This is a genomic window from Pseudovibrio exalbescens, assembly GCF_028737195.1.
GTDB classification, from domain to species: domain Bacteria; phylum Pseudomonadota; class Alphaproteobacteria; order Rhizobiales; family Stappiaceae; genus Pseudovibrio; species Pseudovibrio zosterae.
Genome location: NZ_JAQZAJ010000003.1, coordinates 326631 through 344899 on the forward strand (window position 1 = coordinate 326631; position 18269 = coordinate 344899).

Here is an 18269-nt window from a genome sequence, read left to right on the forward strand (position 1 = left end):
AATCGTCAGCGTGGGCGGTGTCCACGCCGGTTTGAGCAGGTTGACCGAAAGAAGAAGTCTTTTGGGCCGTGGCTATTTAATGTCGGGTTTTGCTTTCTCTGAGCTGCGCATGATCTCCGAGATGAAGTCGGTCAGCGCCGGGCCTTTCGTTGCAATGAAGGGACTGGGTCGGCAGGTCTGAATGGCCGCAACGCCGATGCGCGAGGTGAGGTAGCCGTTCACAACCCCTTCGCCCAAACGCGCAGAAAGACGGGCAGCCAAGCCCTGACCGATAAACTGTTCTACAAAATGGTCGCCTGCGGCCATACCTCCTGTGACAGCCAGATGAGTTGCAACATGGCGGGTTAGCCGCATGAACCCAAGAACCCCGGGGCGTCCGCCATAAAGACGGGATATGCGAGAGACAACGCGCAGGTTTTCGTAGAACACGATGCCAATATCAATGATGGCCCGAGGGCTGATGGCTGTTACGACAGAAACGCGTTTCGCGCTCTCCATGACAATCTTGGTAGCGCGGGCATCAAGAGGCGCAAGCAGGTCTCTTTCCGCCAGCTTAACCAGATCGCGGCCGTCGATGATTTCTTGCATGTGGCCTTGCAAGGTTTTTCGGCCGTGTGCGGTCTCGGGTCGGTCGGCGTACAGCGACATGAGTTCATTCAGCGCACTTGTCGCGGCCTTGGCATTGTTGTTCTCAGCAGCGGCTTTGAGCTTGTCTTGAAGGTGGTCGATTTGAGAGAGGCGGCTTAGGCCGCGCCATTCTTTAATGATGAAGCCTACAAGGCCCAAACTTGCGAGTACCAAGAGCGCTACGCCGGTCCAGCCAAGCCATTCATAGCGCGCAAACAGATCGCGGATCAGGCTGTCGATCGCAAGGCCGATGCCCAAGGAAAGTAGGCCACCTGCACCAATGGTCAAAACGCGTCCCCAGCGGGATTTGGGCGGTTTCGGTTCTGGCGCTATTGCTTGGCGGTCGTCGAAGGTGTCATCTTGATCCGGCACGATCATGGCTTCGTGACGGAGCGGTTCCTCAACAATTGCATCTTCCAGCCGTACATTCTCTGCGTTCAGCTTGAATGCGGTTGGTGCGCGTCGGCGGCCTTTTCTCGTGTCCTGGGGATCCATGCTCATGCCAATTTGTCTCCAAGGAGGAATTCAAGGGCGCGATCTAGCCGAATGTGAGGCAGCGACAGAGTGATGCCTTCCGCCGTTTTTTCCAGCTTGGGAGGGCGGAACCGAATGAAGCGCAGACCTGCCTCGGTCTCGGCCGCTCCTTCCGTGAGCAAGTCTTCCGGATTGTCTGGCAGGTCGCCGGGGAAGACGGCCGCTTCTTCTTCACCATCAAAGCGGGTTTCCTCAATAAATTCGCCGGGAAGCGGTGTGCCCAGCAAGGCCGGTATGGTCTCGCCGTCGTGGTTGACACTGGCCTGACGGGTGGCTCGAACAGAAGCCAAAGCCAGCACATCTACATCTGCACCAGCAAATTCAGCGCGGGTAATGGCATCTTCCACGAGCTTCCTGAGCAGCCCCTGAAGTCGGTCATGGTCATCACTGTGCAGATGGTCGGCTTTGGTTGCGGCAAACAGGATCTTGTCGATGCGGCGAGAGAGGATAGAGAACAGCCAGCTTGCCTTGCCCGGCTTGAACGCGCCCAGAATTTGGCTAAGGGCCTTGTTCAAGTCCTCGACCGCGTCAGAACCGGCATTGATTGCTTGCAGGGTGTCAACCAGAACAATCTGCCGATCGAGCTTGGCAAAGTGGTTTTGGAAGAACGGCTTGATGACATGCTTCTTATAGGCATCGTAGCGCCGCTCCATCATGGCGTGAAGCGTGCCGGGCCGTGGCTTTGATCCATTGCCGGAAAGGTCCAGCGGGGCGAAGGTCAGAGCAGGGGACCCTGCCATATCGCCAGGCATGAGGAAGCGCCCAGGCGGCAACATGGAAAGGGCGTTTTCTTCCTCTCGGCAATTGGCTAGGTATACCTTGAAGGCTTCTGACAGGCTGCTGGCTTGCTGTTCTGCTGTTTCCTCAGCATTCTCTGGATCAATGGTGGCAAGAACATCAAGGAACGGGCCCGCGAGCTTGGGGTGTTTGCGTGCACGCTCAAGGGCGGCTGCGCTGAACTCACGGTAGCTCTGGTTCAAGAGGGGAAGATCGAGCAGCCATTCGCCGGGGTAGTCTACGATATCCAGATGCAGCTTTCCCCGCCCAAGCTTGCGCTGCAGGTAGGAAGCGGACTCGTACTCAATTGTCAGCCGGAGTTCTGACACCTGATAGGTGCTGTCGGGCCAGAGGCGCTTTTCAATCAGCGTGCGCACGTGGGTTTCGTAGTCAAACCGCGGTACCGCATCGTCTGGCTGAGGTTGCAGGTAGGCGCGCCCGATTCGTCCATCTGCTGCGGCTGGAAACAACGGCAGGCGGCCGCCCTTGATCAGGTTGTGAACCAGCGCTGAGATGAAAACTGTCTTGCCCGCGCGCGACAGCCCTGTCACGCCCAGTCGAACACTGGGTGTTACCATATCTCCCGCGCTGTCTGCCAAGCCTTCGAGCGCCGAGCGGGTATCACTTAGGAATGAGTTGAATGTGCTCAAATTAGATCTCCGGAGAACCATGTGGGGTGGTCCCCGGAGAAATGCAATCGCATAGACCTGTGGGATTGTCCAATGCAACGTCTAGGAAGATACAACTTCCAGATATCTTGGGCGGAAGAACGCTTGAAGTTCCCCGGTCCGTGGCATGATGGAGGACCACCGCGGTGCGTCAAAGTCAATCACGGCAAGGGCCCCGGTTGGGTATTTGGCCTCCAGCTGCTGGCGAAGGTCTATGTCACCACTGCCAATCAGCTCTAAAGCCGTATCCTGAATGGCGTTGTTGTGGCCGATGATCATGACGGTCGTTGCCGAGCCACCCATAGCCGTCAGTAGATCGACGTAATCGGCTTCACTTGTCTCATAAAGATCGCGCATGATTTGTATGCGCATTTCACAATTCATGTGTTGGAGCAGACAACTTAGCGTTTGCCGGGTGCGCAGCGCCGTTGAGCATAGCACCAACTGGGGGAACAGGGCGTTTTTAGCAATGTGCCTGCCAATCATCTCCCCAGCCTGCCAGCCGCGATCGTTCAGCGGACGATCGTGATCCGCAAGACTGATGTTGGACCAATCTGATTTTGCATGCCGCAGAAGCAGTAAGCGCACCATTTTCGTTCCTCCCACTCAAATTGTGCAATGCGGTTCTTTTTGGTTTTTGGGTTACGTTTATGCTGCAATGCAACATAAGTCTCTGATTTTCTTGGATTTTATCGTATAGGCCGCCTGCATATTTTCAAATAGCAATGTTCAATCAATTTTCGGGGAGTGCGTCCGCCCAACCGACATTGTCAAAAGCAGTTACACGAGATTTCCTCATGGATTTTTCTTGTTTCCCTGAAGCAAATGTGGCACGAACAGTTCAGTTGAATTCATCATATATTTCCGGTGTTTATTGTGCATTCAGAACACATTGGTTCCTTCTATTCAGCCCAGTTGGGTGATCGGAGAATTCATCCAGAGTTGGTGGGTGGGTTTCAAAGCCAGATCGGCATCGTAGGAGGAGGTCTTGCGGGCCTGACGGCTGGTATTGAACTTCTGAAACGCGGCCGCTCAGTCGTCCTGCTTGAAGCTGAGAGGATTGGATGGGGCGCTTCTGGTAGAAATGGAGGTTTTGTTTCTGCCGGTTTCGCCGAGGGAATGGATGCAATCGAAGCCGCAGTCGGCCTTGAGGATGCCAAAAAGCTCTACAAGCTGTCTCAGGAAGGCGTCTCTTATGTGCGCCGCACACTTGAGGGAGAGGGCGCGGCTACCCTGATCGAGGGGCACGGGTGGTTGAAGGTGCAGCGGCACAAAGGTGCGGATGCGCTCAAAAGGCGTCAGGAGAAGATGGCAACGCATTATGGGGTTGATCTGGACTTTTGGGAGACGGAGCAGCTCAAGAGCAAACTGAAAACTGTCCGTTATTTTCATGGCCTTCATAACCCGGAACCGTTCCACATGGACCCTCTTGCCTACGCGGAGGTGTTGCTAGAGAAGTTTCTGCGCCTTGGTGGGATCGTCCATGAAGAGACGCGCGTCCTTTCCTTGAAGCGAAACGGCGCAAGTTGGCGCATCAATACCGCCCATGGCTGTGTAAGTTGCGAGCATGTGGTGCTGGCGACCAGCGCGTATGGTGTCTTGAACCAGACTTACTACCCGGTGGATCGGACCATGCAGCCGGTCGCGACCTATGTGATCGCCAGTGAAGTTCTGGGTGAGCGGTTGCGAGATGCTGTCGATTTTGGCGGCTGTGTTGCGGATACACGCCGTGCCGGAGACTACTACCGTACGGTCGAGGGGGGAGAGCGGCTACTGTGGGGTGGGCGCATAACGACCCGACGCTCTGAACCAAAGCGACTGGCAGAGTTGCTTAAAGCTCAGATCTTGCAGATCTATCCGCAGCTTGGAGACTTTCGCGTGGACTTTGCCTGGTCCGGCCTCATGGGATACTCGCGGACCAAAATGCCATTGATTGGCGAGCTGAAGCCGGGCCTTTGGGCGGTGACCGCGTTCGGCGGCCATGGGCTCAGCACAACGGCCATGGGCGGCGAAGTTGTTGCCAAAGGTATTGCCGAGGGAGATGATACCTGGCGGCTTTTTAATGCGTTCGGGCCGGTTTGGGCGGGCGGTTCCATTGGCCGTCTGGCCGTGCAGGCGGAATACATCCGCTTGCAGGCGTTGGATCGGTTTGAGGAAGCTCGGTCGGGGCGGGCAGGTTAGCGTGCCGCGGCGCTTGAAGCTCGCTTCTGTTCAATATTGTGGGCCAGCCTCTGGAAGGCCCTAAGTGTGCGATCTGCTTCGGCAAGGAAGTTACGATCAGCTGCAAACCAGAGTGTGTAACCACTCTCTTCGCCCTGAAATGCCCAGAGGCTTTCCATGGTCGCTTCAGCACCTTCCAAGTCGGTCTGGAACGTCAGGCTGTTTTGCGGCCCGTCTACAAGAGTGAAGCCGCTGCCTTCGTATTCGTCCAGAAACGTCCGTTGAATGTCTACCAGACGGTAGGGCCTGTGCTGGCGAAAAACCGCCTCAACTCCTTGCTCGCCCAAGTATTTGCAGCCTGGTCCGGTATCAGCGATATCTGGTGTTACGCCGCTGCGATGGAGCCCGCCGACGGAGTCAGGGCACTCGAGGCCTGAGTAGTGCCGGAGGCCATCCAGTTGCTGTTTCCAGCCAGAAAGTACGGTGCTTGGCCGGTAGAGCAGGGCCTCAGCACTTGGGTCGGCAGCATTTGCCTTGTCCAAGGGGCTAAGGGCCGCGCCAAATACGAGGGCGGCTCCAATACAAGCTTTCAAACCCGAATGCATGGGGCGTCACTTGCCTCTGTTCAGAAATGCGAGACGCTCGAAGAGATGCACGTCCTGCTCGTTCTTCAGCAGCGCCCCATGGAGCGGAGGGATGATTTTACGTTGATCCGCTTCGTGAAGGGTTTCCGCATCGATGTCTTCGTTGAGCAGCAGCTTGATCCAGTCCAGGAGCTCGGAGGTTGATGGTTTCTTCTTCAGACCCGGCAGCTCGCGCATATTGTAAAAGGTGCTTAGTGCTTCTTTCAAAAGCCGATCTTTGATCTTGCCGAAGTGCACATCAACGATCTCAGCCATGGTTTCGGCATCTGGAAACTTGATGAAATGGAAGAAGCAGCGACGCAGGAAGGCGTCCGGCAGATCTTTCTCGTTGTTCGAGGTAATAATCACAATTGGGCGCTGCTTTGCGGTAACGGTTTCGCCGGTTTCATACACGTTGAACTCCATCCGATCGAGCTCCTGAAGCAGATCGTTTGGAAACTCGATATCGGCCTTGTCGACCTCGTCAATCAGCAGAACCGGGCGTGCATCCATCTCAAAGGCCTGCCAAAGTTTGCCTTTCTTGATGTAGTTTCGGATGTCTTTCACCCGTTCATCGCCAAGCTGACTGTCTCGAAGGCGGGAAACTGCGTCGTATTCGTAAAGGCCCTGCTGCGCTTTGGTGGTGGACTTCACGTGCCATTCCAGCAGCGGAGTTCCAAGGCTTTGAGCGATTTCGCGGGCCAGAACAGTTTTTCCGGTCCCCGGTTCGCCTTTGACCAAAAGAGGGCGTTCAAGCGCAATCGCTGCATTGACCGCTACGCGTAGGTCTTCTGTGGCGACGTAGTTTGAGGTGCCGTTAAACCGCATGAACAATCCTTTTCACTCACTGAGCACTAGCTCTGCCCGAATTCGCACGGAAGACTAATCTCTCCCAACATCATGGGCAATCCCTTCCAGCTTCGCCATTGGAGCTATGTTTCAATGAGTGGGCAAAACTTGCCGCACCTCGGGGCTTTTTTGCCGGGCGCAGGGTTAATTTGTGGCTTAACCCTTTGTTAATCATAGATAATGCGCTGAAAATAAAGAGGATTTTAATTATCGGTGTTTGGCATCCTATTTGCTCAAGTCTTGGCATCGGATTGCGCGGTGACGCGAAGAGAAATGGGAATGAAATGAGTATTTATGGAGCAATTAACTCCGCTACGACGGGCCTTGATGCCCAGTCGCAAGCGTTGGAGAATATCTCTGGTAACGTGGCGAACTCCTCGACCACGGGCTACAAGCGCCTAGACACGAGCTTTAGTGATCTTGTTTCCAGCACCGGTTCACGTCAGGCCGATCAGGTTGCAGGCACCGTTTATGCGACCTCTAGGGCTACAAATACTCAGCAAGGGGACGTGAGCAGTTATGACGTGGAAACCTACATGGCCATCAACGGCAGTGGGTACTTCGTGGTGACGGATGCTGACGGTCTCACCAATTTGAGCCCTAGCTATAAGTACACCCGCGCAGGAGACTTTGAGCTGGATGAGGACCGTTACCTCGTCAATGCTTCAGGGTATTATTTGCAAGGCTATCCGGTAAATACCACTACTGGCGCAGTGGCAGACAAGTTCGAGCCCATACGGATTTCTGATCAGCCAATGCCGGCGCAGCCTTCTGAGCAGATCGACTATCAGGCCAACCTCCCATCAACGCCGTCCACTGAGCGTTACAATCCAGATGTGCCGTCCTCAAAGTTTGTTGATCCATCTGTGTTTGCGACCACAGAGACCGATACTTCTATTTCTCTCGTAAACGGTACCGGTGATGTGCTTTCCGTTGACGACAATCTCGTCGATGTGGCTGCGTTCGATCTGAACGACGTTTTTGACATTACGGTTGATGGCTCAAGCAGCACCTTCACCATTGATGCCACCACCACCATCAAGGACTTCCTTGATAACCTGAACCAGTATAACGGTGTCTCCGCAGACATTGATGCCACCGGGCAGTTGACAATCTCAACCAGTGTTCCTTTGACCATTGGCGAGAATACGGGTGACCCGCTTGGTGGTACGCCGATCTCTGAGACCCCGACCTCGAATGTGGGCGGCGGTCCGGTAGATACCACTCAGGTGGCTGCGAAGAATAACAGCACATTCATCGATAGCACCATTTCTGGCGGCTCCGTGACCGTGTACGACACCAACGGTACGCCAATTAACGTTGAGATGCGCTGGTCGCTGGATAGCGAAGACAACTGGTCGCTGTTCTATAACTCCGCGCCAAGTGCAACAGGTGATGACACCGCCTGGTCCAAGGTCGGCAATGTGGCATTTGATGCCGCCGGCCGCATGGTTTCTCCAGCTGACGGCAACATGACCATTCCCGATCTCAACGTGAATGGCGTGTCAGCAGGCGACATCATTCTGGACTTCGGCACAAGCAACCTCACTCAGTATGATGACACGGTAGGTTTTGCGACGAGTGTTGACATTGAACAGGATGGTTATGCATCTGGTGAACTCGTCGGCATCTCCATCAACTCAGACGGTATGATCACGGGCAATTACTCCAACAGTAAGTCCCAAGATCTTTACCGCGTGCCGATTGCAACTTTCGCTGCTGAGCAGGAATTGCAGCGAATCGATGGCTCCGCATTTGCGGCAACACCGACGTCAGGTGAGCCGGACTTCAGAAATGGCGGGACAATTCGTGCAAAGGCTTTGGAGGCATCAAATGCCGATATTGCTAAGGAATTCTCTAAGTTGATCATCACTCAGCAGGCTTATTCGGCTAACTCTCGAGTGTTGTCTACAGCGAACACAATGCTTGACGCCGTTCTAAATATCGTGCGTTAACTGGTTGAATCTCATGGGCGGCTGAAACTCAGCCGTCCATCTGTTGGAGTTGGATGATATGAGCTTGACCTCTGCTTTGAATGCTGCCGCCTCAGGCCTGTCCCTGATTAATTCTCAGCTAAAGGTTACATCCACAAACATCGCTAACGCGAATACCGAGGGTTATACCACCAAGTCTCTACCCGGGACGCAAGGGGTGAATGAGACCTCCGGTAGCTCTTATGTGATGTCCACACAAGTCAAGCGGCAAGTTGATGAAACCCTTCGAAATGCCTATTGGTCCGAGCTCAGCGGTGGTGGTTTTGCAAAGACGCTTGCAACCTATACAGCCCGTCTGGACTCACTGTTCGGTTCGCTGGATGACAGCACCAGCCTGCCCAACCGTGTGACTGAGTTCACAGATGCATTGACCCAGCTGGCGGCCGATCCGTCATCCCAGTCTGTACAGGCGACTGTTGTCTCTGCGGCCGAAGGGTTAGCGTTCACGTTGAACAACACCTCAGAGCAGGTGCAGGGCATGCGCGCCGAAGCGGACTCCATGACCTACGATCAGGTCCAGTCCGTCAACGAGATCCTGAAGAGCATTGAGGCGCAGGAAACACGGATCATCGAAACGCGGGCGGAAGGTCAGTCTACCGCCGAGCTGGATGATCAGATGGACATGCTCTTGAAAGATCTGTCCAACTACATGGACGTTGAGGTGCACAAGGACTCCGATGGTGCCCTGCGCATTTCAACTCAGTCCGGCCACACGCTTTATGATGACGAGGCCTCACAGCTTTCCTTCGAGCGTACCGCGCATCTGACTGCTGGTGTTGAGGGCGGTCCGCTGTCTGTTGTGTCTCCCAATGGTTCCGAGATGAAGCTGTCCGCTGCCGACATGCAAGGGGGCTCCATTGGTGGCCTTCTGACGCTGCGCGATGAGGTTTTGCCGGAAGCGCAGACGCAGCTTGATGAGATTGCCCATTCCATGTCCTTGGCATTGTCCCGCAATGTCGATGGGGGAAACGCGGCCGATGATGGCGCGACCCCGCCTGTGGAGACAGGGTTTGCAGCTGATGTCAGTGGGTATGATCAGCCCGGCGATGTGATCGAGCTGAGTTTTACCACGGCAAGCGGGCTTACCCGCGATGTATCGTTTGTTGCGGTGAGCGATCCGTCGATGCTGCCACTTGACGGCAGTGCCACCGCTGGTGCCGACGATTTGGTGTTTGGAATTGATATCTCTGGCTCTGGTGCATCCATTGAAGACCAGATCTCAAACGCTTTGGGCCCCAAGTTTTCCGTTTCAGTTGATGCTGGTGGTGAGCTGACGGTCTTGACGGATACGGCGTCTACGGGCGTAACCATGACAGGCCTGACCTCGTACACGGCAAAAACCGATGTATCTGAGCCTGGATTGGCTGTGCCGGTGTTTACTGACGGCCGGGATGGGGGCAAGCCATACACTGGTGCCCTTGAGAACGGTGGTCAGAAGGCTGGCTATGCGCTGGCAATCAAGGTCAATCCTGCTGTTTCTGATGATCCGTCCATTCTTGGTGGGGAGGCCGGAGGCAGTGGCTCCAGTGCGCAGGATAGTACCCGTGCCGAGTACCTGATCGACCAGCTCAACACCACTCAGTTTACCTTCTCCTCGGAGACGGGCATTGGCGCCAGCCAGTCGCCTTTCCAAGGCTCCATTGCCGATTTCACCCGTCAGGTGATCTCCACGCAAGGTGCGCAAGCTGACACCGCTCAGCGCCGCCTTGATGTAACCGAGACGGCGGTTTCAACGGCAAAACTTGCCTATGAGCAGAGCTACAAGGTGGATGTGGACGAGCAGCTTGTGAACTTGCTTGAGCTGCAGAATGCCTATTCGGCAAATGCTCGCGTGCTGTCTGCGGTCAACAGCATGTTTGATGAATTGATGCAGGTGGTACGCTAACATGAGCATTTTCGGGGTTTCTTCAAACAGCACATTCCTCGCGGACTTGATCGTCAATCAAAAGCGCGAGTTTGAAACCAAGTCCACGCAGCTGGTCTCTGGCAAGGTTTCTCAGACCTATGGCGGTTTGGGCGAGCAGCGCCACCTGAACCTCTCTTTGAAGTCTGAGGTTGGACGTATCGAGGCCTATCAGACCAGCGGCGACATAGCCTCCATCCATCTGAAGACCTTGAACACGACCTTGGAGCGGATGGAGGAGCTGCGCCGCGAGGCCGTCTCAGCCATCGATCCGAACAGCTACGTGATGACCACTGACGGGCAAACGACCTCACAGGCGACGGCAGAAATTGCCATGCGCGAAGTGGTGTCGCTGCTGAACACTGATGTGAGTGGTTACTATCTCTACGGTGGCGGGGATGCCAAAGGCAGCCCTGTTGCTTCCTTTGATGAGATCATGGAAGGCGATGGCTCCAAGATGGGCCTGAAGCAGGTCATGGACGCCTTCTCGACAGCGCATCTTGGTCCAAGCGGGCAGGGGCGCCTTGATACGGCTGTCACCTCTGGTGGCGGTACGGCCACGATTACGCTTTCGGAGCTTTCCACTGGCGACTTTGGTTTCAAGATTGCTGGCGTGTCAGCCACAGGCGCGGCCATCTCAACAAACTATAGTGCCGCAGCGGGTGCGACGCCGGCAGATGCGTCTGCAACGCTGAATGCGCAGCCGCTAGAGGGTGATGCGGTCACCTTTGATCTAACGTTGCCTGATGGCACCTCAAAGAAAATCAGTCTGACGGCCACCAGCGAAGCTTCTGGCGAGCCGGGCACGTTCCAGATTGGTGCGGATGTCGATCAGACGGCTGCAAATCTGGATGCTGCGCTGAAGTCAGAACTCTCCGATACGGCCAACACCGATCTGAAGGCTGTCTCTGATCAGCAAGCCGGGGCGGAGTTCTTCGGTACCTATGATAGTGCTCGAGATCCTGCGGTTCCCTATTTGCCGGATGCGGCTGGTGAAGCCCTCGTAGATGGCTCCGCTCAGATTTTTGAATGGTACCAGGGGGATGTCCCAGAAGGCGATGCGCGGTCAGAAAAGTTCGCCTTGATCGACAACGGTCTCAAGGTTGAGTATGGCGCATCGGCGCAGGAGCGTGGTTTTGCAGAGCTTCTTCAGGGAATGGCCGTTTTTGTAGCTGCTGACTTTCAGCCGGGGACTTCCGGGTCTGATCCTGAAGCGGTTGCGCGCGAGTACTACAGCGCGCTTTCAGAGCGCACAGACTCTGACCTTTCCGTGCCGGACAACCGGCAGTCCGGGGTCCAGAGTGTGGCTGTAGAGATGAGCATTTCCTACAAGACCGTGGAGAACACCTCTGACCGACTGGACCAAAAGAAGCTGACCTACGAGCAGATGATTGGCGGCATCGAGAACGTTGACAAGGAGCAGACAGCGACCGAGCTTCTGCAGATCCAGACCAATCTGGAAACCAGCTACGCGGTAACGACCCGGCTCCTGAGCTTGTCTCTCTCCAACTACTTCTAGGTGCTCTTTCTGCCCAGTTGGCAGTAAAGACCTCACAAAAACAAAAAAGGGCCGGATTTTCCGGCCCTTACGCGTATCTGCAAATGCCAATCGGCTCTTGATCAGCGCTGCGCTGGTGGCTCAGTCTGGCCGCGCAAGCCTGCTGCAATGGCACGATTGATGTTGATCAGCGTATCAAGGCTGTCCTTGTTCGGTCTGGCAAGAATGTTCATTGTCTCGCGCATGATGAACACACCCAGATTGCCAATGTTGGTCTTGATCTCCGGCGGCAAAGGACTCTCTTCAGCTGTCGCATCCGTTGTAAAGATAGTCCATAGCTTCCGGTTGAAGATCAGCACTTCGTTGCGATCTTCTCGGGAGTAGTTATCCCAGTCATTCTTGAGCAGCGTCAGCCGTGCTGCCGCCTTCATAAGAAGTTCCGCTTCAAGCTCTCTCGGATCAGCGGTGTTCTTTGCGCTATTCTGGTAGGCTTGGGTTGCTTGCTGATACATGACCGATAAGGGTCCTTTCGTAGTCGATCAACTTACGGGCTTCCTTGAGGGCCTTATAATAATTACCCGCAATTATCGCTTTGCTGATGTCGGTCACATAAGGGACCGTACTTGGGGCTGCTTCAATGATCTGTCCGACGAGTTTGAAATACTCATCGCTAACAGACTCGGTCTTCTGTTCCAGATACATGATCTGGACGGCCAGATAGATACGCTTTGCTGGACTATCAGCGCTTTCGACGGTCTGAATGTCCTTTTCTCGGAGAATAGGTGCAGATCCTTCAATGAAGAAGCGCGCACGGTGTGTACCGTTGGTGATCATGGATTCACCAATAATCAGCTTTTCACCGGGCTTTAATTCGACCTTGAGCGCCACCACTATCTCCCTTTTTTCCGGAGTATGAGATTTAAAGGAAACCTAAGAGTTAACAGAAGTTAATTCGGCCAGTTTCTCTAGCGTTATCCTCAATTTCCTTGGTGAATACCGCGGCAATAACGTGCCTTGTGTGCAGCATATTCTCGCAGGAGCGGCAATGCATCCCCCTTCATTATCATTGGTCGAATATGTCACGCACACAGGTAGGGTGCATCAATTAAAAATACGCAACCTTAAGTATGCATATTCCGCAAAAAATTAACCTTTCATTAATAAATGCGGCGCAACCTCAAGTTATGTCTCCAGAATGGAGACTCGCCCAGAACGGGCAAACTTATCCTAGAAAGGGAAACACTATGTCTGATATTACGCTTACCGCAGCCGTACGCTCCAACCTGAGCACCCTTCAGTCTACGTCCAACCTGATTTCTCAGACCCAGGAACGCCTCTCCACTGGCTATAAGGTCAACTCAGCGCTGGACAATCCAAACTCGTTCTTCACTGCTGAAAGCCTGAACAACCGCGCTGGCGATCTTTCCAATCTGCAGGACGACATTGGTCAGGGTGTGTCTACGCTTGAAGCCGCTGATAAGGGTATTTCTGCAATTTCTGAGCTGGTTGATGCTGCAAAGGCGAAGGCCAACCAGGCACTGCAGACCGACGATGCAAAAGAGCGCGCGACCTACGAGAAGCAGTTCAACGAACTGCGGACGCAGATCACCGATCTTGCTAAGGACTCTGGCTACAAAGGCAAGAACCTTCTTGCTGGTACCGGCAACGATCTTGAAGTGAAGTTCAACGAAGATGGTTCTTCGAACCTGAACATTTCCGCAGTTGACTACACTGACCTCGAGAACGGTGACATGAAGATTTCCGGGCTTACAGAATCCGATAAGGGTTCTTCCGCTAGTCTGACTCTTACCGGCGCAACTGACGGCAGCACCACGCTTGAATCCCTCGCCGCGTTTGAAGCCACTGATACGCTTGAAATCGACGTAAATGGTACCAAGGCTACTCTGACGATCAGTTCCGAAACCACAGTGGACGACCTAGTCGGTTTCCTTGATGACAATCTGGACTCGACCGTCACCTACGATGGAACCACAGGTATTTCTGTTGAAGAGGGCTATGAGAACTTCAGCTTCACCTACACCAACAACGGTGGTGGCGGTGCTGATGGTGCCGGTGTTGCGGATAAGTCAGTTTCTGACGCGACATCTGGTAGCTTCCAGACCGATGCAGGTATCGAAGCTGCAATTGGTGAGTTGAACTCTGCCAACAGCACGCTGCGTGCACAGGCTTCTACCTTCGGTACGAACCTGTCCATCGTTGAGAACCGTCAGGACTTCACCTCTGAGATGATCAAGACCTTGGAAGTGGGCGCTGGTAAGCTGACCCTTGCTGACATGAACAAGGAAGGTGCGAACCTTTCTGCGCTTCAGACCCAGCAGCAGCTTGCAACCTCCACTCTGTCTCTGGCAGCTCAGGCAAGCCAGTCTGTTCTCCAGCTTATTCGATAAGCTTCGGACACAGGCCTTTTACATTCATGAAGAGCGCGCCCTTGTGGCGCGCTTTTTGTTTTTGGTGCGCCGCGTGATGATTCTCCTTTGGTGGGGTGATACCCCAATAAATTGCAACTAAAAATTAAAGCAATTCATGATCGCTGCAATAGGTGCGTTTAATTAATCTAAAAAGTGTATTCTATAAGACACTCAATCTTTGATTGTGCCGATGTGGGCTTTATCCGTCTCTTTGGCTGAGTCAATCTAATCAATTAACCTTTTGTTAAGATCTGCAATTCAGCTTCGTAGGTGCGTCTCAGAAAGAGGCGATGTCCAGAACGGACAGAACGTATCCTAGAAAGGGAATTGCAATGTCTGACGTTACTCTTACGGCCGCCGTACGCTCCAACCTGAGCACTCTGCAGTCTACATCCAACCTGATTTCTCAGACCCAGGAACGCCTCTCAACAGGCTTCAAGGTGAACTCAGCGCTGGATAACCCAAACTCCTTCTTCACTGCTGAAAGCCTGAACAACCGCGCTGGTGACCTGTCCAACCTGCAGGACGACATCGGTCAGGGTGTTTCCACGCTGGAAGCTGCTGACAACGGTATCAGTGCGATCTCGGATTTGATTGACGCTGCGAAGGCGAAAGCCAACCAGGCTCTGCAGACCGACAACGCAAATGAGCGCGCAACCTACGAGAAGCAGTTCAACGAACTGCGTACTCAGATTCAGGACATCGCTAAGGACTCCGGTTACAAAGGTAAGAACCTTCTTGCTGGTACCGGCAACGACCTTGAAGTAAAGTTCAACGAAGATGGTTCCTCCAAGCTGAACATTGGCGCTGTTGACTTTACAGATCTCACCAGCGGTGATCTGACAGTTGGTGAAGTGACCGAGTCCGTAAAGGGTTCTGCTGCTTCTCTGACTGTGACTGGTGCAACTGATGGCAGCACCACGCTTGCATCTCTCGGCGCATTTGAAGATACCGATACGCTCGCGATCGACGTTGATGGTACGACCTCTACGCTGACCATTGATGCCACAACCACCGTGGATGACCTAGTTGGTTTCCTTGATGACAACCTGGACTCTACCGTCACCTACGATGGAACTACAGGTATCTCCGTTGCGGCTGGCTATGAAAACTTCAGCTTCACCTACACCAACAACGGTGGTGGCGGTGCTGATGGTGCCGGTGTTGCGGATCAGTCCGTAGCTGATGCGACCGCTGGTACCTTCCAGTCTGACTCCAGCATCAACTCTGCAGTTGACGAACTGACTGCTGCTTCAAGCACGCTGCGTGCACAGGCTTCTACTTTCGGTACAAACCTGTCCATCGTTGAAAACCGTCAGGACTTCACTGCTGACCTGATCAAGACCCTTGAAGTGGGCGCTGGTAAGCTGACCCTTGCTGACATGAACAAGGAAGGTGCGAACCTTTCTGCGCTTCAGACCCAGCAGCAGCTTGCAACCTCCACTCTGTCGCTGGCAGCTCAGGCAAGCCAGTCTGTTCTCCAGCTTATCCGATAAGCTCGAGACGACATCTTCTGATAGAGAAAAAGCGCGCCTCAACGAGGTGCGCTTTTTTTTATGTTTCAATTCTTATGGCAAAAAGAAAACGGGCATTGAGCCCGTTTCTCTTGTTCGCTGGTCAGGTGTTAGGCTGCAGCCTGAATGGCAGTTCGGAGTGGGTCCGTCTGCTGTGGCGCTGCGCGCTGCGCATTCTGAGCGTCAACGGCTGCTTCTACAGAGGCCTCTTCCTGAACTTCAGGGGAGGTTTCTTCAGAAGAAGTGCCAAGTGAAGGCACTGTGGCCGCCTCAATCTCCGGTGCTTTTTCTTGTTCCTGAAGAGTAATCAGCTGATCAATGAAAGTACTGATCCTGCGGGCGGTCTCTGTTGGGATCTCAAAGATCACTTCGCCGCTTGGCTCTTGCTTCAGGGTGTACGTGAATTCACGAATCTCTTCGTCGTAGCCGCGTTCACGGACAAGGCGCTTTTCTACCTGCTCGGTTGCGCCCGAGCGGGAATCAGAAGCATAGCTCTTGTCAGTTGCGGTATCGGATTCTCCACCGGCTTCCGTAGCGGTTACAGTCAGTCCCGCGTCCAGTTCCGTCCCGACGGCATCCTGATCCGCACGCGGCGCCGTAGACGGAGCCGCAAGCGCGTACTGGAAGGCCGTTGGCCTTTGGTTAATTGCTTCGATCATTTGCAGCACTCCAGAAAATTACTTGGGGAAATAATACACTAAACTTGGGATAAAGCCAAGAATTATTGAAAGCTGCTTTTACTAAAGTTTTAACGAATTAGTAACCTTAAGTATATTTGGGAATACTGGTCTAAAGTGACTGATTAACTGACAAACCTTTAGCGGTTTTATTTGGTCGTGAAGCTGTCGCATTGGAGCCGTAGGTCTGCGGTTGCAGTTGGGAACCCACTGCTTTTGCTACGGTTTCAACAATCTGATCGCTCACAGAGCGTGCTGTGGCGACCACTGTGAGGTTCTGTTGCAGGAGAGGGCGCAGGCGTCCGTGACGTTCACGCATCTCCTGGATGGCTTCTGGGGCCAGGTTGCCGAGGGCGATGGCGTTGGCGCTAGCGGCACGAATCCCGCTCATGTAGCTCTCGATCGCGTCAGTCTTGCGGGGGGTCAGGTCGGGCAGCTGAGAGAGCTCGCCGCGCTTGAGCATCTGCGTTTCTTCGTCAATGACTTCCACAAGGGTGTTGAGGGCTTCGTCAAAGCGAGAGCAGAACTCCTCGGCCTGTTCGCGGGTCGTAATGGCTTTGGCGTCAAACATAAACGGTACTTTATCGTTGGTATCTGTCATTTAGATCTCTTGCAGCTCAAGCAGTTGCTTGGTGATGGAGTCGGCAAGTCCGATGCCGCCGTTTGCCGCCATGCTGGCTGCGTATTCATTGATCATCATGGATTTCCATGCATCGGCCCCCGGGCCGTTGCCAAACGTGCCGCCAGACTCTACGCCGTTGAACATGGTTTGCATGAGCTGGTTCAGATAGACGGCTTCGAAATCCTGCGCTTTCTTGCGGATTGCGTCTTCTTGTGTGGTGCCTGCCGGGGCGCTGCTGTAGGCGCCAGCCGGGTTTGCGGCGACGGTGTTGATCAAGCTCATTACAGCACCTCGATTTCTGCCTGAAGGGCGCCGGACGCTTTGATCGCCTGCAGGATTGAGATCAGGTCCCGAGGTCCGATGCCAAGCGCGTTCAGTCCGTCCACCAGCTCCTGCAGGGTGATGGTTTCGTCGACCAGGGCCAGTTGGCTCTGGTCCTCGGTCACTTGTAGGTCTGTGCGTGGCTGGACGGCCGTCTGGCCATTGGCAAATGGGTTTGGTTGAACCACTTCAGGGCTTTCCGAGATGGTGACTGTCAGGTTGCCCTGTGCCACTGCAACGGTAGAGACCTTTACCTGCTGGCCCATCACGATGATGCCGGAGCTTTCATCAATAACGATCTTTGCAGGCAGGTCTGGTTCCACCAGCAGCTGCTCTACGTCAGTCAGCAGGTCAACAATGTTGCCATTGAAGTTGCTGGGCAGCGTCAACTGCACGGTGCCCGGATCCAGCGGCTCTGCGGTTGGAAGGCCGATCAGTTCGTTCACGGCAATGGCAATGCGGCGGGCGGTGGTCAGGTCCGGGTTGCGCAGCGCAATGCGGACGGCGCGCATGGTTGCCAGTTTGAACTCTACCTCACGCTCCACGAGCGCGCCATTGGCGATGCGGCCAGCGGTTGGGACGCCGCGGGTAATCGAAGCGGCATCGCCTTGCGCCTGAAATCCCGCAATTGCGACCGGCCCCTGCGCGATTGCATAGGCCTCGCCATCCGCACCCATCAACGGGGTAACGAGCAGCGTGCCGCCTTGAAGGCTGCTTGAATCGCCAAGCGCGCTAACCGACACATCAATTCGGGTGCCCTGGGTCGCGAACGGAGGCAGGTTGGCGGTCACCATAACGGCAGCCACGTTGTCCGTGTTCAGATCAACTTCATTGGTGTTAACGCCCAGACGTTCCAGCATGGCCTGCAGGCTTTGCCGGGTGAAGGGGGCGTTGTTAAGGGAGTCGCCAGTGCCTTGGAGGCCGACCACGAGACCGTATCCGATCAGTTGGTTGTCTCGAATGCCTTCAAAATCCGCAATATCCTTGATGCGCGACGCGCCATGGGCAGGCGCAAGGGTCACGATCATGGCTAGGATCAACAGAATGCGTCGCATCGGGTCCGGTGCTCTTTC

The 18269-nt window shown here is 54.4% G+C and carries 17 protein-coding genes; 6 read left to right on the forward strand and 11 right to left on the reverse strand.

Translation table 11 applies throughout. The features are described from left to right. Window positions 1-72 precede the first annotated feature (72 nt). From PUV47_RS10855 to PUV47_RS10865, 3 genes are read right to left on the reverse strand one after another with little or no spacing between them, the layout of a single operon-like run. Window positions 73-1128 (reverse strand): YcjF family protein, encoded by a 1056-nt coding sequence (locus PUV47_RS10855; RefSeq protein ID WP_274218581.1) that lies wholly within the window; start codon window positions 1126-1128, stop codon window positions 73-75. Next, window positions 1125-2609 carry a YcjX family protein gene (locus PUV47_RS10860; RefSeq protein WP_425313753.1) on the reverse strand — a complete coding sequence of 495 codons (1485 nt, stop codon included), beginning with the start codon at window positions 2607-2609 and terminating at the stop codon, window positions 1125-1127. Before PUV47_RS10860 ends, PUV47_RS10855 begins: the two co-directional genes overlap by 4 nt. 60 nt (window positions 2610-2669) lie before the next feature. Next, window positions 2670-3197 carry a SixA phosphatase family protein gene (locus tag PUV47_RS10865; protein ID WP_274218583.1) on the reverse strand — a complete coding sequence of 176 codons (528 nt, stop codon included), beginning with the start codon at window positions 3195-3197 and terminating at the stop codon, window positions 2670-2672. A 285-nt stretch (window positions 3198-3482) separates the two neighbouring features. On the opposite strand from PUV47_RS10865, the gene PUV47_RS10870 reads away from it, so the two are divergent. Further along, window positions 3483-4787: an NAD(P)/FAD-dependent oxidoreductase gene (locus tag PUV47_RS10870; protein WP_274218584.1), complete on the forward strand. Its 1305-nt coding sequence runs from the start codon at window positions 3483-3485 to the stop codon at window positions 4785-4787. Here PUV47_RS10870 and PUV47_RS10875 read toward each other — a convergent pair. Together PUV47_RS10875 and PUV47_RS10880 are read right to left on the reverse strand one after the other, a co-directional pair. Further along, on the reverse strand, window positions 4784-5371 hold the full coding sequence (locus tag PUV47_RS10875; protein WP_274218585.1) for a hypothetical protein: 588 nt from the start codon (window positions 5369-5371) through the stop codon (window positions 4784-4786). The two genes, PUV47_RS10870 and PUV47_RS10875, sit on opposite strands and share 4 nt — an antisense overlap. Window positions 5372-5377: 6 nt before the next feature. Continuing rightward, on the reverse strand, window positions 5378-6217 hold the full coding sequence (locus PUV47_RS10880; protein WP_274218586.1) for an AAA family ATPase: 840 nt from the start codon (window positions 6215-6217) through the stop codon (window positions 5378-5380). A gap of 305 nt (window positions 6218-6522) precedes the next feature. Here PUV47_RS10880 and PUV47_RS10885 point away from each other — a divergent pair, with 305 nt between their 5' ends. The 3 genes from PUV47_RS10885 to PUV47_RS10895 are packed head-to-tail and all read left to right on the forward strand — an operon-like array spanning window position 6523 to window position 11654. Further along, complete coding sequence (locus PUV47_RS10885) at window positions 6523-8193, forward strand: flagellar hook protein FlgE (protein WP_274218587.1); 1671 nt, start codon at window positions 6523-6525, stop codon at window positions 8191-8193. A 58-nt stretch (window positions 8194-8251) separates the two neighbouring features. Then, window positions 8252-10117, forward strand: coding sequence for a flagellar hook-associated protein FlgK (gene flgK, locus PUV47_RS10890; protein ID WP_274218588.1), 1866 nt, complete (start codon window positions 8252-8254; stop codon window positions 10115-10117). Window position 10118: 1 nt separating this feature from the next. After that, window positions 10119-11654, forward strand: a complete 1536-nt coding sequence (locus PUV47_RS10895; RefSeq protein ID WP_274218589.1) for a hypothetical protein — start codon at window positions 10119-10121, stop codon at window positions 11652-11654. A gap of 101 nt (window positions 11655-11755) precedes the next feature. Here PUV47_RS10895 and flaF read toward each other — a convergent pair whose 3' ends face one another. Together flaF and flbT are read right to left on the reverse strand one after the other, a co-directional pair. Then, on the reverse strand, window positions 11756-12145 hold the full coding sequence (flaF, locus tag PUV47_RS10900) for a flagellar biosynthesis regulator FlaF (protein ID WP_274218590.1): 390 nt from the start codon (window positions 12143-12145) through the stop codon (window positions 11756-11758). Beyond that, on the reverse strand, window positions 12111-12521 hold the full coding sequence (gene flbT, locus PUV47_RS10905; RefSeq protein ID WP_274218591.1) for a flagellar biosynthesis repressor FlbT: 411 nt from the start codon (window positions 12519-12521) through the stop codon (window positions 12111-12113). Before flbT ends, flaF begins: the two co-directional genes overlap by 35 nt. Before the next feature lie 356 nt (window positions 12522-12877). On the opposite strand from flbT, the gene PUV47_RS10910 reads away from it, so the two are divergent. Both PUV47_RS10910 and PUV47_RS10915 read left to right on the forward strand, forming a co-directional pair. Then, complete coding sequence (locus PUV47_RS10910) at window positions 12878-14041, forward strand: flagellin (protein ID WP_274218592.1); 1164 nt, start codon at window positions 12878-12880, stop codon at window positions 14039-14041. Window positions 14042-14394: 353 nt separating this feature from the next. Then, entirely contained in the window at window positions 14395-15558 is a 1164-nt protein-coding gene (locus PUV47_RS10915) for a flagellin (protein WP_274218593.1), read from the forward strand. 128 nt (window positions 15559-15686) lie between these two features. On the opposite strand, the gene PUV47_RS10920 is transcribed toward PUV47_RS10915, so the two are convergent. The 4 genes from PUV47_RS10920 to PUV47_RS10935 form a co-directional block, all read right to left on the reverse strand. Next, the gene (locus PUV47_RS10920; protein ID WP_274218594.1) at window positions 15687-16235 is read right to left on the reverse strand and encodes a hypothetical protein; all 549 of its coding nucleotides are present in this window, start codon (window positions 16233-16235) and stop codon (window positions 15687-15689) included. Between the two features lie 130 nt (window positions 16236-16365). Then, window positions 16366-16854, reverse strand: a complete 489-nt coding sequence (locus PUV47_RS10925; protein WP_274218595.1) for a hypothetical protein — start codon at window positions 16852-16854, stop codon at window positions 16366-16368. Then, on the reverse strand, window positions 16855-17157 hold the full coding sequence (locus tag PUV47_RS10930) for a rod-binding protein (protein WP_274218596.1): 303 nt from the start codon (window positions 17155-17157) through the stop codon (window positions 16855-16857). Then, complete coding sequence (locus PUV47_RS10935; protein WP_274218597.1) at window positions 17157-18251, reverse strand: flagellar basal body P-ring protein FlgI; 1095 nt, start codon at window positions 18249-18251, stop codon at window positions 17157-17159. Before PUV47_RS10935 ends, PUV47_RS10930 begins: the two co-directional genes overlap by 1 nt. Window positions 18252-18269 lie beyond the last annotated feature (18 nt).

Excerpts from the sequence above, each read along its gene's own strand:
- PUV47_RS10935 (WP_274218597.1), bottom strand. The coding sequence starts at position 18,251 with ATGCGACGCATTCTGTTGATCCTAGCCATGATCGTGACCCTTGCGCCT.
- PUV47_RS10930 (WP_274218596.1), bottom strand. The coding sequence starts at position 17,157 with ATGAGCTTGATCAACACCGTCGCCGCAAACCCGGCTGGCGCCTACAGC.
- flgK (WP_274218588.1), top strand. The coding sequence starts at position 8,252 with ATGAGCTTGACCTCTGCTTTGAATGCTGCCGCCTCAGGCCTGTCCCTG.
- PUV47_RS10880 (WP_274218586.1), bottom strand. The coding sequence starts at position 6,217 with ATGCGGTTTAACGGCACCTCAAACTACGTCGCCACAGAAGACCTACGC.
- PUV47_RS10920 (WP_274218594.1), bottom strand. The coding sequence starts at position 16,235 with ATGATCGAAGCAATTAACCAAAGGCCAACGGCCTTCCAGTACGCGCTT.
- PUV47_RS10895 (WP_274218589.1), top strand. The coding sequence starts at position 10,119 with ATGAGCATTTTCGGGGTTTCTTCAAACAGCACATTCCTCGCGGACTTG.
- PUV47_RS10885 (WP_274218587.1), top strand. The coding sequence starts at position 6,523 with ATGAGTATTTATGGAGCAATTAACTCCGCTACGACGGGCCTTGATGCC.
- PUV47_RS10865 (WP_274218583.1), bottom strand. The coding sequence starts at position 3,197 with ATGGTGCGCTTACTGCTTCTGCGGCATGCAAAATCAGATTGGTCCAAC.
- flaF (WP_274218590.1), bottom strand. The coding sequence starts at position 12,145 with ATGTATCAGCAAGCAACCCAAGCCTACCAGAATAGCGCAAAGAACACC.
- PUV47_RS10925 (WP_274218595.1), bottom strand. The coding sequence starts at position 16,854 with ATGACAGATACCAACGATAAAGTACCGTTTATGTTTGACGCCAAAGCC.
- PUV47_RS10915 (WP_274218593.1), top strand. The coding sequence starts at position 14,395 with ATGTCTGACGTTACTCTTACGGCCGCCGTACGCTCCAACCTGAGCACT.
- PUV47_RS10910 (WP_274218592.1), top strand. The coding sequence starts at position 12,878 with ATGTCTGATATTACGCTTACCGCAGCCGTACGCTCCAACCTGAGCACC.
- PUV47_RS10875 (WP_274218585.1), bottom strand. The coding sequence starts at position 5,371 with ATGCATTCGGGTTTGAAAGCTTGTATTGGAGCCGCCCTCGTATTTGGC.
- PUV47_RS10855 (WP_274218581.1), bottom strand. The coding sequence starts at position 1,128 with ATGAGCATGGATCCCCAGGACACGAGAAAAGGCCGCCGACGCGCACCA.
- PUV47_RS10860 (WP_425313753.1), bottom strand. The coding sequence starts at position 2,609 with ATGGTTCTCCGGAGATCTAATTTGAGCACATTCAACTCATTCCTAAGT.